This window comes from Natronomonas marina (assembly GCF_024298905.1).
In the GTDB taxonomy this organism is placed as follows: Archaea; Halobacteriota; Halobacteria; order Halobacteriales; family Haloarculaceae; genus Natronomonas; species Natronomonas marina.
Genome location: NZ_CP101154.1, coordinates 2,645,205 through 2,666,137, shown reverse-complemented (window position 1 = coordinate 2,666,137; position 20,933 = coordinate 2,645,205). Strand labels below are relative to the sequence as shown.

Sequence of the window (20,933 nt, the reverse complement as noted above, 5' to 3'; positions counted from 1 at the left end):
CACCGAGGAAAACGGTTCCGGCCCTTTCACGTTCCGAGTCGGCTGGCCCCCGGAATTTGGAAACACATTAATGGACGCCGCGTAGACGAATAGATATGGACCCATCGGTGACGCTGTTCGGCCCGGTCGACACCTACCTCGCGCCGGTGATCGGCTACGTGATGCTCGTCCTCATCGTCCTCAACGTGGTCGGCCGGGGCATCGAGTACAACCGCATCGCCGACCGCGCCGAGGAGGGGGCCGACGCCATCAGCCGCCACCCGCTCCGCGTCGCGACGAACTTCCTTCTGGTCGTCGGGGCCTTCTACTACCTCACCGTCGAGCGCCACGCCGGGATGATCGTCACGCTCCTGGTGGTCGGGCTCTTCCTGACGGACTTCTTCGAGTTCGAGTCCCGGAAGGTCGAGGCCCGACAGGGCTGGGAGATCGAACGACCCTGGGGTGCCATCGGTGCCTCCGCCGTCGCGCTCATGTACATCGCCTACCAGGCGCTCTTCTTCCTCGTCAAGCCCTACTGGAGCGCCGTCGTCTGAATCGTCCCCCGTTCTCGCAGTAGCGGTTTCCCGTCCCGTACGTTCGTCCGTGCTTTTCGCGTCCCGTTGGTCCTTCCGCTCGGTGGTCGTCCGTCGTGATCGCCCGGCGCCACCGTCGCAGTGGTCGCCGAACGCCGGCGTCGCCACTCCGGGAGACGGCCGCTCTCGAGAACTCGGCGCTTCGACCGTGACGGATCGGTGCGTCGCTTTCAGGCGCTCTCGGCGTCCTCTTCGAGGTACGCCCGAACTTCGCGGGCCGCGGGAATGGCGATCCAGAAGGCGAGTACGCCGAAGACGATGAACCAGGTGGTGATGTCACGCAGTAGCAAGGCGAGTTCGGCGTACGTACCGGGGTCCTCCGGCGGCTGTGCGATGAGCTGGGTCCCCTCGAAGCTCTCGGTCGTCAGCCACGCCGAGACGGCCATCCACACCATCCCGCCGCCGGTGAGTATCGCAAAGCCCTTGGCGAATTCGTCAGCCATTATCCGAGCGTTCGTCCGTCTCGTCCTTAGGCTTTCCCATTCCCGCGGTCCGAAATCGCGTCGAGAACGCGTAGACGGCGCTGCCGCCGACGATGAGCGCGAGCGCCACGGCGACCAGCGGGAGGTTGATCTCCTCGAGGCTGGCGGTCGCACGCTGGGTCCCCCGGTCCAGCAGGAAGAACCCGGCGAGAATGGAGACGATAGCGATGAGCGTCGAGAAGACGGTGACCGTCTTGTACATCCGCAGCGGGACGACGACGTCGCGGCCGCCCGGCCCGTCGGCCGGATCGGGATCGTTCGGTGACTCCCCCTCCGGACGGTCCTCGGGGCGGTCCGGCGACTCCTCGCCTTGCTCGTCGGTCATTGTCGAACGGTGGGCTGCCGCGGGAGTAAAACTGCCGGAACCGGGTTACTTCGGCGGACGGAGCCGGTAGTACCGGCGGTTGAGCTCGAACATGTACCCCTCGCGCATCGTCTTCAGCACCGCGTAGGTGAGGAACGTCGCCACCAGCGGCAGCAGGAACGTCAGGTCGAACAGCTCGTGGTTGCCGAGCGGGAACGTGCCGGTCACGAGGTTCTTGACGGCCAGCACGGCGATGGTGAACGCGAAGACGACGCCCCCGACGCCGACGGCCGCCCAGAAGGGCTCCTCGACCGGTCGGCGGGCACTGCCCTTGTTGAGGAACGGGACGATGGCGATGACCCCGACCACGATGAGGTTGGCGACGACGCCGTAGACGCGGTCGCTGACGAGCTTCTCGCCGCCGAGCAGCGCCAGTTCGGGGTTCAGCGGCGTCAGCTTCAGCAGCCCGAACGACCAGTAGAGATACCAGTCCGGCAGGATGACCGCCGGCGTCGAGTTGGCGTTGGCCGGCCCCGGCAGGTGCGGGGGCACCGCCGCCGAGACGAAGACGATGATGCCGACGAAGAAGGAGGTGATCGCCAGGTTCCGTATCATCTCGTGGGGCCACGTCGGGAACGCCAGCACGTCCCGCTCGACGTAGTCGGAGGCCTGCCGGAGGTCCTCGTCCTCGCGGCGGGACCGCTCGAAGTACTCGTAGGTCAGCCGCGGCAGTCCCTGGGTGCGCTCCTTCCGTTCGGACCAGGTCGGCGCCTGATCGTCCTGGGGGACGATGCCCGTCCCGCCATCCGTCTGTGCGTCGGTTCCGCCGTCGGTTTTGGGTTCTTCCTCGCTCATTGTTTCAGTGGGGTTCCGCGATGCCCTGCATCCAGACGATGCCGATGTGGACGGCGATGAGCGCCGTCACGACGAACGGCAACAGGAAGACGTGCAGTATGTACATCCGCTGTAGCGTCGCCTCCCCGAGCGTGAAGCCGCCGAAGATGAGCTGTGCGACCCACTCGCCGATGAGCGGGATGGACAGCGCCATCTCGACGCCGATCTGCCCGGCCCAGTAGGAAAGCTGGCTCCACGGCAGCAGGTAGCCCGTGTAACCGAACACCATCGTCAGCGAGATGAGGACGATGCCGATGATCCAGTTCAGTTCGCGGGGCTCCTTGTACGCCCCGGTGAAGTACACCCGCAGCATGTGCAGGAAGACGGCCGCGGTCATCACCTGGGCCGACCACCGATGGAGGCTCCGGAGGAACAGCCCGAAGTTCAGATCGCCCATGATGAAAAGCACGTTCGAGTACGCGACCGTTCTGAGCGTCTCCTGGCCGAGCGCCTGCGTCGAGGGCGCGTAGTAGAAGCCCAGCAGCGCGCCGGTTATCGAGGCGACGACGTAGGCGATGGTACTGAACGACCCCAGCGCGTACAGGGGGTACCAGTACCAGAACTTGTTGTCGAGGTTGTACTGCTCGGTGTGGCTCTTCGGCATCTGGAGGTTCGTCTTGTAGTACATGTCCTCCAGCAACTCGAGGTAGTCGACGATGCGGAGCCGCCGGTCGAGCCAGATGAGCGTGGTGAGGTAGACCTCCTCGATGGGCGAGAGGTCCTTGTTCTCCATCCACGCTTCGTGGTCGTGTTCGTCTTTGCGTTCGAGGCTCATTGTCAGTCAGGTCTGGGGAGGGACACGAAGGTCCCGAACTCCGGGCTGAACGGGTCGTACCGCGACTGGTGGCACTGGCAGTAGACGCCGTTCTCGGCGTTGTACTGCGCCGAACTGGTCGATTCCTTGTAGCCGGGAACACAGCAGAAGTGCGTACAGACGTTCAGGTACGCGATGACGCCCTGGCTGGAGGCCCCGGAGTACCACTGGCCGACCTCGTCGTCCCGCTGGGCCTTCTCCTCGATTCGCGTACTCCGGATGACGGTTACCGGGAGCTGGCCCTCCAGTCCCTGCGAGCGCCAGGTGGCCTGTGCGGGCTTGCCGACGCCCTCGTCGCCGACGTCGTTGCCCCACGTCTCGTAATCGGAGAAGTGCTCGATGTTGAGCCGGTCGCCCTCCGAGAGTTCCTCGGCCTGCCAGTCGTAGGCCGTGTCGCCGGAGGCCAACGACAGGAAGTAGTTGTCCGCCTCGGTGCCCGGCTGGACGCCCTCGGCGTTCTGGCGGCCGCAGTACTGGAACCACTCCGTCGAGTAGGTCTGGCCGCCGATTTCCGTCTCGGCGACCTGGAACGTGGTACCGCCCTGGCTCACCTGCTCGGCCTCCGGCCAGACGCCGCGGATGTCGCCGTTGTCCTCGATTTCGATGGGGATGTACGGCATCCCGCGGGGTGCCGGGCCGCCGAGGAGGGTGATGCCGACGTACTGTGTCGGGCCGCCACCGCCGCCGCCGGGCTGGGTCGCGAGGTTGATGCTCGCGGCACCGCCGACGCCGACGCCTGACAGCGCCGCGCTCCCGACGACGCCCTTGACGAACCGCCGCCGGCCGGACTCGCTCGGATACTTGTCGTCGCTCATTATTTCTTGTAGTATGGGTAGACGGCGCGTTTCAGCTTGTCGACCGCGCCGTCGGTAATTTCTTCGCCGTACATGTCGTCTTCCTCGATGTAGAGGTCCTCCCACTTGCGCCGCCGCTTCTTGACGACCATCACGTCCGGGAGGAACTCCTTGCGGTACAGAAGCAGGATGAACGCGAGGTTGATTAACACGCCCGCAAGCAGGAGGCCGAGAAGCACGTTCCCGGCCTCGGTTCCGGTCGCCGCACCGACCGCCCAACCCGCCGTCAGCCCGAACGTGAACAGGCCGACGAGAACGATCTGCATTATCGACAGCAGGACGATGGTGATGGCCGCCACGGTGCTCTCGCGGGCCGGCTCGTAGCGGTGTATCGCGCCGTAGCTGTTGTCGGACATCTCAGTCACCTCCGCTCGTGTGCGGCGACTCGCCGTACTTGAGCGTGAAGAACGTGAACACCATCGACACCGACATCAGCAGCATCACGCTGACGCCGACCCAGTGTTCGTGGATGTCGACGCCGAACTCGATTGGCTCCTTGACGTCGGCGCCGGCCAGCGTCGTCGTCTCGACGTCGTCGCCGACAGCGACGGCACCCTTCATCCCGCTCGTCTCGTGGGGGATGCACCGGTAGGTCGTGATGCCGGCGTGGTCCTCGGTGAACTCGAATTCGTAGGTCGCGCTGCTGGACTCGACGGCGGAACCACTGTCGAGCCCCGCGGGTCCCTCGTTTGCGACGACGTTGTGAGTGCCGCCCTCACCGGTCCACTCCCAGGTGACGGTCGTGCCGGGCGAAATCCAGATGGCCGGGGGGTCGAAGGCGAGGCCGTCACCGGCCCCGACCGAGATGGTCACGGAGTCTTGGTCCCGCGCGTCGACGATGCTCTCCTCGCTGTACAGGTTGGCGTCGTCGAGGTAGGAGCCGAACGCCGGCACGGTCCTGCCGCCGCTTTCGCCTCCGCCCTCGCCGCCGCCACCCGCGGCTGCGGCCGGGCCGGCCGCGCCCACGGTCGCGCCCGCTGCGGCCGTCGTACCGCCAGCGGCGCGCATGAAGTCCCGCCGTTTCATACACCACAACGTCAGGACCGTTCCCGCTTAAACCCACCGATGGCGGGCGCACGCGCTGCCGCTAATCAACCGTCTGAGGTGTTTTACGGGGTGTTCTCGAAACGACCCGCCGCCAACGGCGTCAGCGCCCCTCGTCGCCGGACAGCTCTCCGTCCGCTTCGGTCTCCTCCAGCGCCTCGCGGTGGACCCGCTCCATGGCCTCCTCCAGGCGCCGGCCGCCGGTCTCGAAGGCTTCGTCGGGCAGGAAGTCGGGCCGGCCCTCGCTGCCGGCGCCGACCGCCCGCAACCGGTCGCGGTACTGCTCGGCGCGCATCCGGTCCGAGAGGCGCGCGTTGGCGACTGTCAGGAAGAGGAAGCCGCCGACGATCAAGAAGAGGATGCCGATGGTCAGGACGATGGCACCGGCGAAGCCGATGTCGATTGCCCCGACGACGCTGCCGAGCCACACGACGACGAACGCCACGCCCGACAGCATCGTCGCGGCGGCGACGACCTGTAACATCCGGTTGCCGAAGTCGCCGCTGCCCTCCGCGACGCTGTCCGGATGCGGGAGGCCGGCGTCCTCGCCGACCTCGGGCACGTCGTAGGACTCCATCGAGCAGAGCGCGACCATCGGTTCGACGTCCCGGAGGATGGTCCCGGTGCCCTGGACGGTGCCGTCCGGCCGGACGAGGACGTACCCCTCGTCGGAGTAGGCGACCACCCGGTCGTCGTCGCCCTCGCCGACCCGTTCGACGACGGCGAACACCTCCCGCCGCTGGACGTTCCCGCGCAACTCCTTTTCGACCCGGTCGAGCAACTCCGTGCCCGTGAGCCACGAGTCGGGGTCGAAGACGGCCTCCCACTCCTCGACGCTCATCTCGGACATCTCCTCGGCGCCGAACTCCTCGAAGTCGTACTGCTCCTCGACGCGCGCCCGCAGTTCCTCGGTCGATAGCTCCTCGCTGCCCCCGTCGTCCGCTCGACGCCCGGCGTCGCCCTCCGTCTCCGGGTCGGCCTCGGACATCTCGGGGGCGTCCGTGGGCGGCGAGTCGCCGGAATTAGCCATCGTCGACCCTTCGTCCGGCCGCCATTTACGTATTCCGAACGCCGGGACCAGCGGGGACGGCGCGAGCGCGCGGTCCGGTCCACACGGCTTCGTCGCAGACGACCCGGGGAATTATATCCTGGCGACACGGAAAACCGAGTTACGACGGCGTATGGCTCGACTGACCGACGTGAACGCGCTACCGAGCATACTGGCGATGGACGCCCTGACGGTCCTCGAGGGCGACCGTCGCGGCGCGAGCCTCCAGTTGACCGACCGGTACTTCCGCCTGCAGGCGGCGGCGCTGCAGGGGATGGACGGATCGGAGTTCTTCGAGAACCGACTCGACATCGTCCGGGAGTCCCGCGACGTCTGGGACGAGATATACGTCGACTTCCCCTCGCTTACGACGGAGCACCTCCGGACGGCCTCGGAACGCCTCCGGAACGTCCTCGAACGGCTCCCGGAGGTCCAGTACCTGCGACGGAACTACCCGGCGACGTCGTACGTGGTCCCCGAGTGGATGCGGCTCGACGGCGAGGTGAAGTACGGCGCCCGCGTCTACTTCTTCGGCGACGACCCGCCGGAACGGGAGGAGATAGTCGCCCGGAACGTCGAGGCGACGGTCGACGACGCCCGCGGCGACTTCGACGCCTATCAGGGTCGCCTCCACGGGTATCCCGACTGCTGTATCGAGTTCTTCCGGGAGGGGGACCGCTTCGACGGTGAGGAGTCCCTCGAGGCCCGCTCGCTCGGCGCGTTCGACGATGCGATCGACGAGGAGCGTCTCCGGGAGGGATCGGTCGCCACGGCACCGATCGGGGAACTCCTCGACGGGTTCTTCGAGTCGCCGCAGGCGTACGCCTTCTTCGCCCACGAGTTCTACCCGGAGCCAGGCTGTGAGACGGCCCGGAAGCGAGGGGAAGCGATACACGACACGCTGACCGAACACCTCCCCGAACCGCTCGTCCGTGATTACTTCCGGGTCAACTTCGGCTGGTCGCTGCTCAAGGCCGGCGTGGTCACCGGCCCGGACGCCTTCGGTCGGGAACACCTGCTGTCGCAGCTGCCGCTCCAGGTGCGGTCCTCGATGTCTCGATACGAGCGGTGAACGGTCGAGAGTGGATGTCGGCCCGGCCGGCCCCGGGTGACGGCTTCGACACCCTGATTTTCCCGCGACGAGTAGGCTCTGTAGTGCCAGTTGGAACGTTCTCCGACGCCCAGGTCGCAACCGCCGTCCTCGTCGCCGTCGCCGCCAGCTTTCCGTGCTTTCTGTACGGCGCCTGGATAATGATCGACAACGAGGAGATCACCTGGGGCGTCCTCACCTACCACCTGAAGTTCATCTTCACGGGGCTGACGCTGACGACCGTGCCGCTGCTCTTCTGGATGTTGCCCCGCCTCCTCGAGCAACTCGGCGGGTTCGCGGCCGTCCACGCCTTCTTCGGCCTGCAGGCGTACGCCTTCCTCGCGTTCGGCTTCACCGGCATCGTCCGCATCTTCCGCGCGAAGTACGAACACGACCTCTACACCGAGTACGACGAGGACGTCCTGCTGGACGAAATCGGCGACGAGAACATGAAGTTCTGGCGGCGGCGCCTCCGCATCGGCGTCTTCGGCTACACTGCCTGCTGGATCGTCGCCTTCCTCACCGGCTTCTTCCGGTACGTCCTGCGGTACCTCTGAGCGGCGGTTCGCGGCCGGGCAGCCAGCGTCGACCCGCCGGACGAGCGGTTGAAGACGCTCCGGCCCCTCGGTCCGGTATGGGAATTACCCGCGAGCGGGCGGTCCGGTCGGCCGTCGCCGCGCTCGTTCTGCCGCACGAACTCGGGCACGTCCTGCTGGCGTGGCTCTTCCGGCTGGAGACGGAGGTGAGCGTCCTCCCGTCGTGGGAGGGGGAGGCCGTCCCGCTCGCCCGTGTCAACGCGACGCTTTCGGCCGACACCCCGACGCCGCTCATCCGCGCCGTGGCGGTGGCCCCGCTCCCGCTGGCGCTCGCGGCGGCGTGGGGCCTCGGTGGCGTGCTCCCGCCGGGGTCGCCGCTCGTCGTCCCGGCGCTCTTCGCGCTCTCCTTCTGGGGGTCGCTCTCCAGCGGCGACCTCGCCATCGCCGCCCGACCGCGCTTCGCCCGCGAGCAGGGGGAGTTCCTCGCGCCGAAGTCCCCCGGCGTCGTCACCGCTGCGGTGTCGCTGACGCCGCTGACCGTCGTCGCCGTCGGAACGCTGCTGCTCCGGTGACCGCGACCCGACGTCCCGTGCCCGTGCCTGTCGTCCCGCCGTCACCACTCGCTGCCGTCGGCCAGGTCGACGTCGCTATCCAGTTTCGAGGAGGGGCAGACGTCCTCCAGCACGCAGTCCTCGCAGTCGGGGTTCCGCGCCGTACACGTCGCCCGGCCGTGGCTGATGAGCAGGTGGGTGAACTCCTTCCAGTCCTCGCGGGGGACGATTCCCATGAGGTCCTCCTCGATGGCCTCGGGGCGCTCCTCGTCGGTCAGCCCGAGTCGGCGCGAGATGCGCTGGACGTGGGTGTCGACGACGATGCCCTCGGTGAGGTCGTGGCCGTGCTGGAGGACGACGTTGGCGGTCTTGCGGCCGACGCCGGCGAGGTCGGTCAACTCGGACATGGTGTCGGGCACCTCGCCGTCGTGTTTCTCGACGATGTCCCCGCAGGCCGACCTGATGTAGCCGGCCTTGTTGTTGTAGTAGGTGATGGAGTCGATGTCGGCGGCCAGTTCCTCGACGTCGGCGGCGGCGTACGCCTCTGGACCGTCGTACTTCTCGAAGAGGTCCGCCGTGACCGCGTTGACCCGCTCGTCGGTACACTGCGCCGAGAGGACGACCGCGACGAGCAGTTCCAGCCGCGTCGAGAAGTTCAGCGATATCTCGGGGTCGGGGTACTCCTCGTAGAGCCGGTCGAGCACTTCGGCGACCTGGCCGTCTCGTGAATCGAGCGCCGTTCCCATACGGTAGGGCGGGCGGCCGTCACCTTTGGCGTTCGGGTCGAGGACGCGTCCCGGCGCTGCCCGCTACCGGAGGACACCGGTGACCGTCGCCGCCTCGATGGCCGCCGACTCCTCGATGCCGTCGCCGAGGATGGTGTAGCGGTCCCGGATTTCGTGGGCCGACGTCATCGCCTCGACGAACTGCTCGTCGTCGACGTCGAGGTCGGCGGCGGTCGTCGGCGCGCCGATGTCGGCCAGCGCGTCCCGGACGCGCCGCCAGTCGCCGCCCTCGCCGGTGTGGAGGTACTCGGTGACGATGGCGGCGACGCCGACCTGGTGGCCGTGCAGCGCCGCGCCGGGCGCGATACGGTCCAGCTGGTGGGAGATGAGGTGTTCGGCGCCGGAGGCCGGCCGCGAGGACCCCGCGATGGACATCGCCACGCCGGAGGAGACCAGCGCCTTGGCGACGACCCAGGCGGACTCCTCTAAGCCGCGCTTGATGGAGTCGGCCCGGTCCACCAGCAGTTCGGCGGTCATCTGCGACAGCGCGCCGGCGTACTCGCTGTACTCGACGTTCTTCAACCGGTGGGCGAGTTGCCAGTCCTTGACGGCGGTGTAGTTCGAGACGATGTCCGCACAGCCGGCGGTCGTGAGCCGCCAGGGCGCCTCGGCGATGAGCTCGGTGTCGGCGACGACCGCCAGCGGCGGGTGGGCGGCGACCGAATGTCGGGTGTCGCCCTCCGGGACCGACCCCCGGCCCGAGACGATGCCGTCGTGGCTGGCGGCGGTCGGCACCGAGACGAAGCCACAGCCCCGCTCGTCGGCGGCCATCTTCGCGATGTCGATGGGCTTGCCGCCGCCGAGCCCGATGAGGAAGCCGGCGTCGACCGACTCGGCCGTCTCGAGGACGGCCTCGACCGACGAGAAGGTTGCGTCCTCGACGGTGGTGATGGCGGGATTGAAGCCGGCCTCCTCGAAGGCGGCCACGAGGCGGTCGCCGGCCAGCGCCTTCGGCGTCGGGCTGGTGACGATGAGGGGCCGGCCGTCGAGGTAGAGTTCGTCGACGGCCTCGACGGTCCGGTCGAGGACGCCGTGCCCCAGGACGACGCTCCGGGGCAGGCGTATCCACTTCGACTTGCCGAACATAGCCTGACTCCGAGAGGGCGGGACTAAACCTTTGGCCTCCGGCCCACCGGCTGACTGTCCCGCGAGCGCGGTGGATTTCCCCTTTCCGGAGATTTAGGTCGGTCCGGTCCTGGGAAAAAACAGGCCCGCGAACGCCCGTACTCCCGACCGGCGTGCGTCGGTGTGGAGCCACGGGCGGCCACGACCATCATGAGCGACGACGACCAACCGACCCCGCCGGCGGCCCCGGCGACCGACGAGGACTCGGCGAGCGGCCTCGCCGAGCGCTACTCCGTGCTGACCGACCGGTTCGTCCACGGCGTCGAACTGGCCGCCGCCTCGGTGTTCGCGCTGCTTTTCGCCATCGGCGTCATCGACCTGTGTCTCCAGATAGCGATGGCCGTCCAGAGCGGTGAAATAACCGATCCGAACGTCGTTATCGGGTTCATCGACACCGGGCTGCTGTTGCTCATCATCGTCGAGGTCTACCAGACGGTGCTGGCCTACGTCGAGGAGACCGAGACCCGCCGCATCGTCAAGCTCATCATCTACACCGGCGTCATAGCGATGGTCAGGAAGGCCATCATCTTCCGCACCGGCGAGTACTCGACCGAACTGGACGCCCTCTATGCGGCCATCGCCTACACGGTCATCATCTTCGGGCTGGTCGCGCTGCTGTTCGCCGAGCGAGTCTACGGCGAGGGCGTCGCGCTCGGGGACGGCTGAGCGCTGCCGTCGGCTACTCGACGGTCCCGAGCACGTCGATGAGCCGTTCTTCGGTCTCTCGGTCGGGACCGTTCTCCCGGCCGGTCCGGTCGGAGGCGCGGTGCTCCTCGACCGTCGCCGAAAGCGCCTCCCCGTGGGGGGTCGGCTCCCAGCCGAGGCCGCGGAGTTTCGCCGTCGACAGCAGGTGCGGCGGGTTCCGGTATATCGGGAAGTCCCCGGTCGACAGCCCCACGGTCCCCAGTTCCCGCTCGCCGGCGTGGACCGCCTCCACGTCGGTGTCGCAGGCCGCCGCGAGCAGTTCGACCCACTCGCCGAGCGTCGGCGCGTGGCCGTCCCCGACGTTGTACGCTTCGCCCGCGTCGCCGTTCTCGGCGACCGTCCGCAGCGCCGCCGCGACGTCCCTCACGTAGACGAGGTGCCAGAGGTTCGTCCCGTCGCCCGGCACCACGACCCGGTCGTGATTGTCCACCCGGTCGATCCAGTAGTCGAAGCGTTCGGTGTAGTCGTGAGGGCCGTAGACCACCGGCGGTCGGACCGACATCGCGCGGACGCCGCGGTCGGCGGCCGCGAAGACCGCCCGGTCGCCCTCGGCCTTCCGGGGGCCGTAGCTCTCCATCGAGTCGTCGACGGCCTCCTCCGGCGAACAGTCGCACAGCGGCGTCTCGTCTTCCCGTTTCGGAATCCGTTCCTCGCCGTAGGCCGCCCCCGAGGAGACGTAGACGTAGGCGTCGGCGTCGGCGAAGACGTCGGTCGCGGTGTGGACGTCACGGGGGTGGTAGGCGACGCAGTCGACGACGACGTCGGGGTCGACCGTCATCCCTGCCCGCCGGACGTCGGCCTCGTCGGTCCGGTCGCCCTCGAGGTGGGCGACGGCCTCGTCGTCGGCGAAGGGGTTGTCGTGGTTGCCGCGGTTGAGTATCGTCACGTCGTAGCCGGCGTCGAGGAACTCCTCGACGGTGTGTCGGCCGATGAATCGTGTGCCGCCGACGACGAGGGCGTGGTCGGACATGCCCACGACTCGGGGCGGTACGGCGAAAAAAGGTGCGGACCGCGCCGGCGGTCAGACGGCGTCGGCGCCGAGGACGTAGATGGTCTTCGTTCCGGCGAACTCGTCGGAGACGTCCCCCTCGGTGTCGAGCGCGATGGCGACGCCGGGACCGACCGTGTAGGACCCGGAGCTTTCGAGCCCGCTGGGGGTCTCGACGAAGTACGTGAACGTCGTCCCCTCCAGTTCCGCTGGGTCGGTCGTCTCGTCCTCGAAGGTGACGTAGCTCTCGCCGTCGGGGCTGGTGCCGTCGCTGAACGTCTCGTTGAACTCCCAGCTATCGGGGAACCGGTCACGAATCTCGACGCCGTCGGCCTCGGTGTCGACCGACTCGACGGTCAACTCGACCCGCTCGATGCGGCTGCCGAACTGGAACTGGCTGTCGGTCGTCCGGCTCCCGGTGACGCTGAGGTCGGCGCCGCCACCGCCGCCGATGCCGCCGACCTCCCACTCGTCGCCACGGCCGTACGTGCGGGTCGTCTCGCCGGTCTCGCGGACCTGCTGGAAGCCCAGCGCCGACGTGAACAGGATGTACCCGAGGAACGTCGGCGTGTAGTTCTGGAGGCCGAACGGGTGGAGGTTGGCCTGCGTCGCCGGCGGCAGCAGCGAGGAGATGTAGTGGATTCCCCGGCCGGAGCTTTCGCTTTCGGTGACGGAGGCGGTCGCCACCAGGCCGTTCGTCCGGCCGGCGATCGAGCCGACGCCGGCGGCGGCCTCGGTGAAGGCGGCCTCGTCGAGGAGGTCCATCGGCGCGCCCCCGGTCGTCGGGTAGCCGAGCGGCTGGACCTTCCACAGCTGGTTCTGAATCCCCCGGACGTCGCCGCTGAAAAGCGGGTGATCGAGGTTCTTGGCGGTGAACCGGGCGACGTCGAGGAACTGCCGCTGGACGTTCCCCTCCAGGGCCGACCCGTCGAAGAGGTCGTTGTCCAGTTCCGGCAGGACGTAGCTGCCGGTGTCGGTCACCACGAGGTTGCCGCCGGAGTCGACGAACTCGTCGAGTGCGCTGGTGTAGGCGTCGTCGGTGACGCCCCCGGTGACGCCGTCCTTCGCGTTCTCGGAGACGCCCTCCGAGATGCGCTCGGTCGGCGAGACGTAGTCGTGGATGACGACGGCGTGGTCGTACTCCGAGAGCGCCCCCGACTTGACCTCATCGACGGTGACCGGTTCGAGCGTGCCGCCGTCCTGGATGAACTCCCGGAGGACCCCCCGCTTCTCGGCGGACTCGTAGTCCCGGAAGAACTCGAACGGCGTCACGTCGTAGGCGGCCTGCTCGTAGCCCTCGCCGCCCCAGTTGTCGACGCTCTCGGGGTCGGGGTTGGCGTCGGCGGCCATCGCCCACTGCTGCATCTCGACGGGCACGCCGGCGTCCAGATAGTTGCTCGCCCGCAGCGTCCAGGTACCGGCCTGCGGCTCACTGACGGTGAACTCGGGGAGTCCACAGCACTTCCCGCCGACGCGCTCGTCGGTGACGCCCTCGAAGGAGCGGACGACCTCGCCGTCCGGCGACACGAGTTCGAGGTCGGCGAGGGCGTTCTGTCCGTGGAGATGGACGCCCATGCTGTGGAGGCCCTCCTCGACGTCGAAGCCGAACTCGGTGAGGCCGCCGGTTAGCTCGGCCTCCTCGGTCGTCCGGTAGGTCTCGGTGTCGGGGTCGAAACTGAGTTGTTCGTGGGTCCGCCGCAGCGCGTCCGCTTCGGTGCCCACCTCACCGGTGGTGACGTAGGCGACCGACTCGCCCCCGGTTTCAGTGCGGGTCGAGAAGTTCTCCTCGGTGGTCGGCGTCTCGGAGTTGTTGACCGCGAAGTCGGTGATGGTCCGGATGGCCGCCCGGTAGCCCGTCACCTCCATCTCGAACAGCTCGGGGTTGTAGACGTTCCCGCCGAGCATGTGGTTGAACGACATCTCGAAGTCCAGCGTCGTCATGTCCAGCCCGATGGGCTCGGGGTGGGCCATCCAGTCGAGGAACGCCCCCGACACCGTGTAGCCGATGGTGTCGTAAATGGTCGCATAATCGAAGGCGCTCTCGGGGACGACGCCGAAGAGCGCCGGGACGAACTGCTGGTCACCGACCAGGTCGACGCGGGCCTGTCCGACCGTCTCCCAGGTGCTGAGCGCCTCCGCCAGCGTGTCGTCGATGTTGAGACACATCTCGTAGACCTCGTGCAGTTCGCGGGTGTTGAACTGGTCCTGGGAGATGAGGCCCAAAACGAAGTTGTTGAAGACGGGGCCGCCGTGGAGGTCCGCGCCGTAGTTGAGGTTCTCGTAGTCCTGGAAGTAGTCGACCAGGGCCTTCGCGTCCGGCACCTTCTCGTCGACGAAGGAGGGCTCTTCGCCCTCGTAGTTGGCCGGTGCCGCCGGGAAGTGGACCGGATCGACGTAGCCGACGACGGGGTACTGGCGGTTGGTGTCGAACACCTCGGCGTTGCCCCGCTCGAACAGCGGCGCACCGGGGACGCGCGGGAACTGCGTGCCCGGCCCGCCGACCTGCCAGCCGGAGTCGTACTGGGGGTTCCGGGCCGCCCACCCGTCGGGGTTGGTGAAGCCCATGATGACGACGACGTCGTCCAGCAGTGGTTCGATCTTCGCGTCGCTGCCGGGGACGTCCGGCTCGGAGGAGCGGGCGACGTTTTCGAGGACGCGGGCGGCGGTTTCGCGGCCGGCCATCTCCAGGCCGTGCAGCGAGCAGGAGAAGAAGACCTTCTCCTTGTCCTCGAAGTCCGTCGCGGAGTCGAAGTTGGTCAACTCGACGACGTACATCCCCTTCGGGTCGGGGCGACCGGTGAGGTTGTTCGTGTGGCCCGGCGACCGACCGACGTTCCTCACCCGGATACGGTCGGGATAGCGCTCTTCGAGGACGCCGAGGCCGTCCTTCAGTTGCTCGAAGCCGATGTAATCGACGGAGCGGCGGGGCTCCGGGAAGACGCCGAGCGGATAGTAGCCGATGCGCCAGAACGGGTTCGATCCGGGGGCGAACTGGAACTCCGAGGCCGTCGGCAGGTCCGCCACCGTCTCGGCCTCGGTGGCCGTCAGCGGGGCGTACGCCGCCGGCTCGGGTTCGGTCGTGGTGTGGACGTCGCCGTCGCCGCCGACCAGCCCCTCCAGGGCCGTCGGTCCCGTCGGGTCGGAGAAGCGGACCAGCGTCGGGACGGCGTACTCCGCCGGCGTGTGGTTCAGTACGTACTGGTACTCCGCCGTGAACGCCTCGGCGGCGGTCGAGGCGGTCGCGTTGCCGGGCAGTGCGAGCGACGCGCCGACCGCGGCCGACAGCTGGAAGAACCGTCGCCGCGAAACCGGCGAGTCCGAGAATCTGTCCTCTTCACTCATGGGTGTGGCTCACACCCGCTGGTCCCGCTACGGCGTACAAAAGGTTCTGACAAACACGTCCAAACGTGCCCCTCTCGGCCGGTCGGACCGCCAGCGATGGCCCGCCTCCTAGGGTCGTGCGAAACTATTTTCGGGGGCAGTTAGCCATTCGACACCTCGGACGTCGAGATTCGGCGTTTCGTCTCCGTCAGGCTGTAATTCCTTACAGCGGTAGCGAAGCGAAAGCCCACCCGTTCACGGGTAGGGATGAAGCCGACAACTGGGAATCTATCCACGAGGGTGCGCAGCCCCGGAGTTTTATAGTTGAGTAGGGCGTAAAAAGGCCGTACCGAGGCGGTCGAGCCGCCCGAATAAACGGATAATATCGGGATTCGGGCCACACCACGTCTGAATCTGAAGGAATCCCCTTCGGGGCCGCTGGCTGTGGATTCCGACACACGGTACCTCTGAATCCCATGCCGGGATAGGAGTAACGGCGGCTTGGCCCCGCCAGCAGTCCCGTCATGCCGACGAGACTGCAAACCTGAAACTCCCAACGTGGGAATCCCACGGCGTCAGCCGTGGGAGGAGGTCAAGCACGACCCTCTCAGTGTTCGAACTCGGTGTCGATGCCGCGGCCCGTCTCGGTCATCTCGACTGCGGCCTCGCTGTACTGCAGCACCTTCTGCATGTCGCCCTCGATCTCGAACTCGCCGGACATCATCCCGTCGACGGGACCGAGTTCGCCCTCGAAGAGCCGCTTCCAGTTGGTGTAGGGTCCCCGGAAGACGAAGCCGTACTCCTCGTCGTCGGGATCGGCGACCTCGTAGGCGTCGGTGCAGTCGCCGTCCTCCAGGCCGAGGAAGAAGTAGACCTCCTCGCCGCCGTAGGCGTCGTCCGGTTCGACGACGAACAGGAAGTCGCCGTTGAAGCCGGCGCCCCAGCCCTCGCCGGCCTCGCTGTAGTCGTCGTTCTCGTCGAGCAACTCGCCGTACTCGGTGATCCACGCGTCCCCGTCGCTTGGGAATTGCAGCGCCATACCCAGGCGGAAAACCCACAACGGGTTCGGCGTTGTCCCGTTTATGCGAAGTACCTTTAATACGAGGCTCCCGTCGTGACCGCCGTGCCGCCCCGCCGGCCGCGCCGACGTCCACGGTAGTTATTACGCCGGGGCCGCGAAAGCCACGACGATGCTCGACGACGTTCGGGTCGCCCTCGGGGTGACCGGCTCCATCGCGGCGGTGAAGACGGTCGAATTGGCCCACGAACTCCGGCGGCAGGGCGCGGAGGTGCGGGCAGTGACGACCGACGCCGCCCGCGGTATCGTCCACCCCTGGGCGCTGGAGTTCGCAACCGACAACCCCGTCGTCACCGAGATTACCGGCTCGGTCGAACACGTCGAGCTGTGCGGCTACGACGGCTGGGCCGACGTGCTCCTGATAGCGCCATCGACGGCCAACACCGTCGGGAAGGTGGCGGCCGCCGTCGACGACTCGCCCGTCACGACGACCGCGACGACGGCGCTGGGCGCCGACGTGCCGGTCGTCGTCGCGCCCGCGATGCACGAACCGATGTACGACCACCCCGGCGTACTGGAGGCCATCGAGACCATAGAGTCGTGGGGCGTCTCCTTCGTCGACCCGCGCATCGAGGAGGGGAAGGCCAAGATAGCCAGCGAGGAGGCCATCGTCCTCGAGACGGCCCGCGCGAGCGGCGACCGCCCCCTCGCGGGCACCCACGTCGTCGTCACCAGCGGCGCGACGAGCGAGACCGTCGACCCCGTCCGCCTCATCACGAACCGCGCCTCCGGCCGGACCGGTCGGGCGGTGGCGAAGGCCTGCTACGCCCGCGGCGCCGAGGTGACGCTCGTCCACGACGGTTCCGAGGTGCCGTACGCCGAGACGCTGTCCGTCGAGAGCGCCGCCGAGATGCTCGCGGCCGTCGAGGGGGTGGCCGACGACGCCGACGCCCTGATTTCGGCGGCCGCCATCGGCGACTACACCGTCGCGGCCGCCGACGAGAAGATACGCTCCGGGCAGGACCTCACCCTCGAACTGGAGCCGACGCCGAAGCTCATCGACTCCGTCCGCGAGGCGCACCCGGACCTCCCCATCGTCGGGTTCAAGGTGGAGACGAACGGCGACGACGACGCGATGGTCGAGGCGGCGCGGGCGACGCTCGAACGGGCCGACCTGTCGTTCGTCGTCGCCAACGACGCGGCGGTCATGGGCGAGTCGACGACGCGGGTCCTCGTCGTCCGGGCCGACGACGTCCGCGAGTACGAGGGATCGAAGGCCGAGGTGGGCGCCCACGTCGCCGAGGAACTCGTCGCGGTCCTCGACGGCTGAGGTCCCTGGCGGATTTCGAGCGCCGAAACCGAAATCGGGGTTTTACTGCGGGAGCGCCTACGTCGATTCACGCCGGAGTCTCCCGGCGCCTGTTCGACGATGTCGGAAAACGTGAACACTGCACGCTCGCTGGCTGCTGGCGTGCTCCGGATGGTCGCGGTGATCGGACTGCTGTCGGTAGTCCTCGGTGCGTGTATCTACGTCGTCTCCGGCGAACTCGCCTCGACGGCCCCGACGGTCGAGTTCGGCGACGTGTACGACGGGTCGACGGGAACGGTCGAGACGCCGCACGAGGCCGGCGAGCCGCCCGCCCGTACCGACCGCGCCGAAAAGGGAGTCGGCGGAACTACGCCGGACGGCGGGGCTGTCGGAGCCGGATAGGCCGCGGGTTCGTCCGTCGCCGGTCGCGGTCCGCGAGGCGTACACGCGGCGGCCGCGGGGACTCCCCCGCCGCCGAGCGGCGCGGTCCCGGACCCGAGTGCCGACGAGTTTATATCCGCGGCCCCGTTGTCCTGTCCCGATGCGATCGGACAGGGCCGCCGTCGCCGCGACTGCCGTGGTTCTCGTCGGTGCCGCGGTCGTCTCGGGCCCGCTTTTGGGATTCTCGCTGACGAGTTCCGAGCCCGCAGCGCCGGGCACCGGCAGCGCCGACGTGACGGTCGAGGATGTCCCCGAACGGGGAACCCTCGAGGCGAAGAACTACGGCGAGGGCGGCTACAGCCTCCGTGGACCCCCGATCCAGCTGTCGATCGAGGACGTCTCCGGCCGACCGTACTTCTCGTACTCGCTTTCGGTTCCGGGGCTGAACCACTCGACGACGAGTCTCACCGTCGTCGAGGAGGCCGGCCGGCACCGACTCACCATGCGGCCGTCGACGATACCCGCCGACCGGATCGAGGCGGACAGCTACGACGGCACCATCGAGATTCACGTCATCGACGACGGAGGGCGGCGGCGACTCGGTGCGACCGAGGTCACCGTCGAGGTACGGGAATGAGCGTTCGGCGCCGCCTCGGTCGGGCCGTCTTCGGCGATCGACTCGGGGTAGTGGTCTTCCTGGCTGCGGTGTCGACGTACCTGCTGTGCTGGCGTGTCGGGGCGCTCATCACTGACACCTACACCGTCGCCAACACGCTGGTGGCCGTCTCCGAGGGGCACCTCTACGTCGACCGCGCGGTGTACGGCGGGTCGCTGCGGACGCCGGGCATGGCGCTCCGGGACGGCCAGCACTACGGCCGCAACTACGGACAGGTCCTCTTGGCGATGCCGTTCCTGTGGGTGGTCGAGGCGCTGGCCGCCGTCACCGACCTCCGGGTGACGCTGTCGGCGGTCTGGGGGCTGTCGCTGCTCTCGCTTTCGGTGCTGGTCGGGCGGGAACTCGGTCGCCCCCGGGTCGGCGCCTACGCGGGCAGCGCGATCGCGCTCGTCGCCTTCGTCGGTAGCGTCGCCGGCGCGACGCCGGTCGCCCCGGACCAGCGGTACCTGCTCGCCCTGCAGGCCCAGACCATCGTCGCCGCGGCCTTCGTCGGCGTCGTTCTCTACCGGCTGCTCGGTCGCGCCTACGGCCGGCGGGTCGGCGTCGCCGCGGGTCTGGCCGTCGTCGTGGCGACGCCGATCGGCTTCTGGGCGCAGTTCCCGAAACGGCACGTCCCCGTGACGCTGTGTGCGGTCGCCTCGATGTACTGTCTCTACCGGAGCCGCGAGGGGGGCTCGGTCGACACCCGGTTCCGGGCGCTGTCGTACGTCCCCGTCGGGGTCGCTGCCTGGGTTAGCGCCGCCGAGGGCGTCTTCCTGCTCGTCGCGCTCCTGGCCGTCGACGTCCCGACAGGCGGCCGGCGTCTCCGGTCGCTTGCGACCGCCGGCACCGTCGCCCTCGTCTCGACGCTCCCGATGTTCGTCACGAACTACCTCGTCACCGGCAATCCCGCCGAGCCCCCACGGACGCTGTCGGCGGGCGGCAGCGGCAGTCTCGCCGCCAGGGGGAGCGAGGTTACCGGCGGGGAGGGCGGTGGGGCCGGCGGCGGTGCCGGCGCGACGGGCGGGGGCTCCGCCGGCGGAGCCCCCGCCCCGGAGACCGGCAGCGAGACGCTGGACGCGCTCGTCGGCGCCGCCGACTTCGTGATCGAACTCTACTCGCGGGGCATCGAGGCAGTTCTCTCGGAGCCGGAGACCCTCTACGCGACGTTCCTCCGGGGCGGCTACATCGCCGACATCGCACGGCGGGACGCCGGCGAGGCCGTCCGACTTGCCTTCCTCGAGGCGATGCCGCTTGCAGCGGCGCTCGTGGCCGTTCCGCTGGTCGCCGCCCGGGTCGACCTCCGCGCCCGGCTCCGGGCGGTCCGGACGAACCGCGGGCTCTCGGCGCTCGGGACGGTCGACGCCTTCGCCGTCGTCTACGCGCTGGCGGTCCTTCTGGTCTACCTGCCCCGGCTCCCGATCCACGCCAGCATCACCGTCCGGTACCTGCTTGCGCTGTTCCCGCTTTCGGTCTACGGGCTCGCCCGGATACCGTCGGTCCGGCGGGTCGTCGAAGCGCGGACGCGGCTCTGTGCGTTCTCGTATGCGGCCGGCGTCTTCGTCGGCGGACAGCTACTGGTCGTCTACCTGTGGGCCATCGACGCGACGATAGGCGAGGCGGTCCAGACCCACGCCCTGGTCGGACTCGGGACGGCCGCCCTCGTCGTCGGGTGGGCGGTGGCCGACGGGGTCGACCGCCGGTTCGACCGCTTCGGCGCCGTCGCGCTGGGACTCGCCGCCGCCGCCGGGACCGCCTTCGTCGTTCTCGCGGGGCTGTGGCACTTCGCGTTCGTCGGCCCGCGGGCGGTGCCGTTCGGGTAGCTATCGTCAGCTTTTATTTCCGGCTTCGACTACGCGCTACATGGACCAGCTTCGGCAGTCGCTGCTGGAGGCGCCGATAATCGAGAAGGACGGCTACCACTACTTCGTCCACCCGATAAGCGACGGCGTCCCGATGCTCGAGCCGAGCCTGCTGCGCGAAATCGTCATCAAGATCATCCGGAAGGCGCAACTGGACGACGTCGACAAGATAGTCACGCCCGCGGCGATGGGCATCCACATCTCGACGGCCGTCTCGCTGATGACCGACATCCCACTGGTCGTCATCCGCAAGCGGGAGTACGGGCTGGACGGGGAGACCCCGCTGTTCCAGAAGACGGGCTACTCCGAGAACCAGATGTACATCAACGACGTCGAGGCCGGCGACAACGTGCTCGTGCTGGACGACGTCCTCTCGACGGGCGGGACGCTGTCGGCCATCTGCGACGCCCTCGAGGACATCGGCGCGAACCTCATCGACGTCGTCGCCGTCATCAAGAAGGTCGGCGGACAGAACGAACTCGATGGGTCGCCCTACTCCGCGAAGACGCTCATCAACGTCGACGTCGTCGACGGCGAGGTCGTCGTCGTCGACGCGGCCGGCGACGACTGAACCCGACCCCCCGACTCGCGTCCG

The 20,933-nt window shown here is 68.3% G+C and carries 23 protein-coding genes; 10 read left to right on the top strand and 13 right to left on the bottom strand.

All coding sequences use genetic code 11. The features are described from left to right. Positions 1-95: 95 nt before the first annotated feature. Positions 96-533, top strand: a complete 438-nt coding sequence (locus NLF94_RS14320) for a DUF7313 family protein (protein ID WP_254838306.1) — start codon at positions 96-98, stop codon at positions 531-533. 209 nt (positions 534-742) lie between these two features. On the opposite strand, the gene NLF94_RS14315 is transcribed toward NLF94_RS14320, so the two are convergent. From NLF94_RS14315 to NLF94_RS14280, 8 genes are all read right to left on the bottom strand, one after another. After that, entirely contained in the window at positions 743-1,015 is a 273-nt protein-coding gene (locus NLF94_RS14315) for a DUF7314 family protein (RefSeq protein ID WP_254838305.1), read from the bottom strand. Next, a complete protein-coding gene (locus NLF94_RS14310) occupies positions 1,008-1,379 on the bottom strand; it encodes a DUF7315 family membrane protein (RefSeq protein WP_254838304.1) in 372 nt (123 codons plus the stop codon). The genes NLF94_RS14315 and NLF94_RS14310 overlap by 8 nt, the downstream gene beginning before the upstream one ends. Before the next feature lie 45 nt (positions 1,380-1,424). Further along, positions 1,425-2,213 (bottom strand): cytochrome b family protein, encoded by a 789-nt coding sequence (locus NLF94_RS14305; RefSeq protein ID WP_254838303.1) that lies wholly within the window; start codon positions 2,211-2,213, stop codon positions 1,425-1,427. 4 nt (positions 2,214-2,217) lie between these two features. Next, positions 2,218-3,027 (bottom strand): cytochrome b, encoded by an 810-nt coding sequence (locus tag NLF94_RS14300; protein WP_254838302.1) that lies wholly within the window; start codon positions 3,025-3,027, stop codon positions 2,218-2,220. Between the two features lie 2 nt (positions 3,028-3,029). Further along, entirely contained in the window at positions 3,030-3,881 is an 852-nt protein-coding gene (locus NLF94_RS14295; protein ID WP_254838301.1) for a QcrA and Rieske domain-containing protein, read from the bottom strand. Then, positions 3,881-4,276: a DUF7318 family protein gene (locus NLF94_RS14290; protein WP_254838300.1), complete on the bottom strand. Its 396-nt coding sequence runs from the start codon at positions 4,274-4,276 to the stop codon at positions 3,881-3,883. The genes NLF94_RS14295 and NLF94_RS14290 overlap by 1 nt, the downstream gene beginning before the upstream one ends. Position 4,277: 1 nt before the next feature. Beyond that, positions 4,278-4,946 carry a halocyanin domain-containing protein gene (locus NLF94_RS14285; RefSeq protein ID WP_254838299.1) on the bottom strand — a complete coding sequence of 223 codons (669 nt, stop codon included), beginning with the start codon at positions 4,944-4,946 and terminating at the stop codon, positions 4,278-4,280. Between the two features lie 121 nt (positions 4,947-5,067). Continuing rightward, positions 5,068-5,994, bottom strand: coding sequence for a DUF7319 domain-containing protein (locus tag NLF94_RS14280; protein WP_254838298.1), 927 nt, complete (start codon positions 5,992-5,994; stop codon positions 5,068-5,070). 151 nt (positions 5,995-6,145) lie between these two features. Here NLF94_RS14280 and NLF94_RS14275 point away from each other — a divergent pair, with 151 nt between their 5' ends. The 3 genes from NLF94_RS14275 to NLF94_RS14265 all read left to right on the top strand — a co-directional run bounded on the left by NLF94_RS14275 (position 6,146) and on the right by NLF94_RS14265 (position 8,210). Then, positions 6,146-7,084, top strand: a complete 939-nt coding sequence (locus NLF94_RS14275) for a DUF483 domain-containing protein (RefSeq protein WP_254838297.1) — start codon at positions 6,146-6,148, stop codon at positions 7,082-7,084. Positions 7,085-7,167: 83 nt separating this feature from the next. Next, on the top strand, positions 7,168-7,659 hold the full coding sequence (locus NLF94_RS14270; RefSeq protein ID WP_254838296.1) for a DUF7321 family protein: 492 nt from the start codon (positions 7,168-7,170) through the stop codon (positions 7,657-7,659). 77 nt (positions 7,660-7,736) lie between these two features. Next, the gene (locus NLF94_RS14265; RefSeq protein WP_254838295.1) at positions 7,737-8,210 is read left to right on the top strand and encodes a hypothetical protein; all 474 of its coding nucleotides are present in this window, start codon (positions 7,737-7,739) and stop codon (positions 8,208-8,210) included. Between the two features lie 41 nt (positions 8,211-8,251). On the opposite strand, the gene nth is transcribed toward NLF94_RS14265, so the two are convergent. Both nth and NLF94_RS14255 read right to left on the bottom strand, forming a co-directional pair. After that, positions 8,252-8,935 (bottom strand): endonuclease III, encoded by a 684-nt coding sequence (gene nth / locus NLF94_RS14260; protein WP_254838294.1) that lies wholly within the window; start codon positions 8,933-8,935, stop codon positions 8,252-8,254. A gap of 63 nt (positions 8,936-8,998) precedes the next feature. Continuing rightward, entirely contained in the window at positions 8,999-10,060 is a 1,062-nt protein-coding gene (locus NLF94_RS14255) for an NAD(P)-dependent glycerol-1-phosphate dehydrogenase (protein WP_254838293.1), read from the bottom strand. A gap of 189 nt (positions 10,061-10,249) precedes the next feature. Between NLF94_RS14255 and NLF94_RS14250 the strand changes: the two genes are divergently transcribed. Next, positions 10,250-10,765 (top strand): phosphate-starvation-inducible PsiE family protein, encoded by a 516-nt coding sequence (locus tag NLF94_RS14250; protein ID WP_254838292.1) that lies wholly within the window; start codon positions 10,250-10,252, stop codon positions 10,763-10,765. A gap of 13 nt (positions 10,766-10,778) precedes the next feature. On the opposite strand, the gene NLF94_RS14245 is transcribed toward NLF94_RS14250, so the two are convergent. The 3 genes from NLF94_RS14245 to NLF94_RS14235 all read right to left on the bottom strand — a co-directional run bounded on the left by NLF94_RS14245 (position 10,779) and on the right by NLF94_RS14235 (position 16,152). Continuing rightward, on the bottom strand, positions 10,779-11,774 hold the full coding sequence (locus NLF94_RS14245) for an NAD-dependent epimerase/dehydratase family protein (RefSeq protein ID WP_254838291.1): 996 nt from the start codon (positions 11,772-11,774) through the stop codon (positions 10,779-10,781). Between the two features lie 51 nt (positions 11,775-11,825). Continuing rightward, the gene (locus NLF94_RS14240) at positions 11,826-15,134 is read right to left on the bottom strand and encodes a M14 family metallopeptidase (protein ID WP_254838290.1); all 3,309 of its coding nucleotides are present in this window, start codon (positions 15,132-15,134) and stop codon (positions 11,826-11,828) included. A gap of 586 nt (positions 15,135-15,720) precedes the next feature. Further along, entirely contained in the window at positions 15,721-16,152 is a 432-nt protein-coding gene (locus tag NLF94_RS14235) for an SCP2 sterol-binding domain-containing protein (RefSeq protein ID WP_254838289.1), read from the bottom strand. Between the two features lie 151 nt (positions 16,153-16,303). Between NLF94_RS14235 and coaBC the strand changes: the two genes are divergently transcribed. From coaBC to hpt, 5 genes are all read left to right on the top strand, one after another. Beyond that, positions 16,304-17,461, top strand: a complete 1,158-nt coding sequence (gene coaBC / locus NLF94_RS14230) for a bifunctional phosphopantothenoylcysteine decarboxylase/phosphopantothenate--cysteine ligase CoaBC (protein WP_254838288.1) — start codon at positions 16,304-16,306, stop codon at positions 17,459-17,461. 99 nt (positions 17,462-17,560) lie between these two features. Continuing rightward, a complete protein-coding gene (locus NLF94_RS14225) occupies positions 17,561-17,842 on the top strand; it encodes a hypothetical protein (protein WP_254838287.1) in 282 nt (93 codons plus the stop codon). Between the two features lie 139 nt (positions 17,843-17,981). Next, entirely contained in the window at positions 17,982-18,458 is a 477-nt protein-coding gene (locus NLF94_RS14220) for a hypothetical protein (RefSeq protein WP_254838286.1), read from the top strand. Next, positions 18,455-20,299 carry a hypothetical protein gene (locus NLF94_RS14215; RefSeq protein WP_254838285.1) on the top strand — a complete coding sequence of 615 codons (1,845 nt, stop codon included), beginning with the start codon at positions 18,455-18,457 and terminating at the stop codon, positions 20,297-20,299. The genes NLF94_RS14220 and NLF94_RS14215 overlap by 4 nt, the downstream gene beginning before the upstream one ends. Before the next feature lie 40 nt (positions 20,300-20,339). Next, positions 20,340-20,909: a hypoxanthine/guanine phosphoribosyltransferase gene (gene hpt, locus NLF94_RS14210; protein ID WP_254838284.1), complete on the top strand. Its 570-nt coding sequence runs from the start codon at positions 20,340-20,342 to the stop codon at positions 20,907-20,909. Positions 20,910-20,933 lie beyond the last annotated feature (24 nt).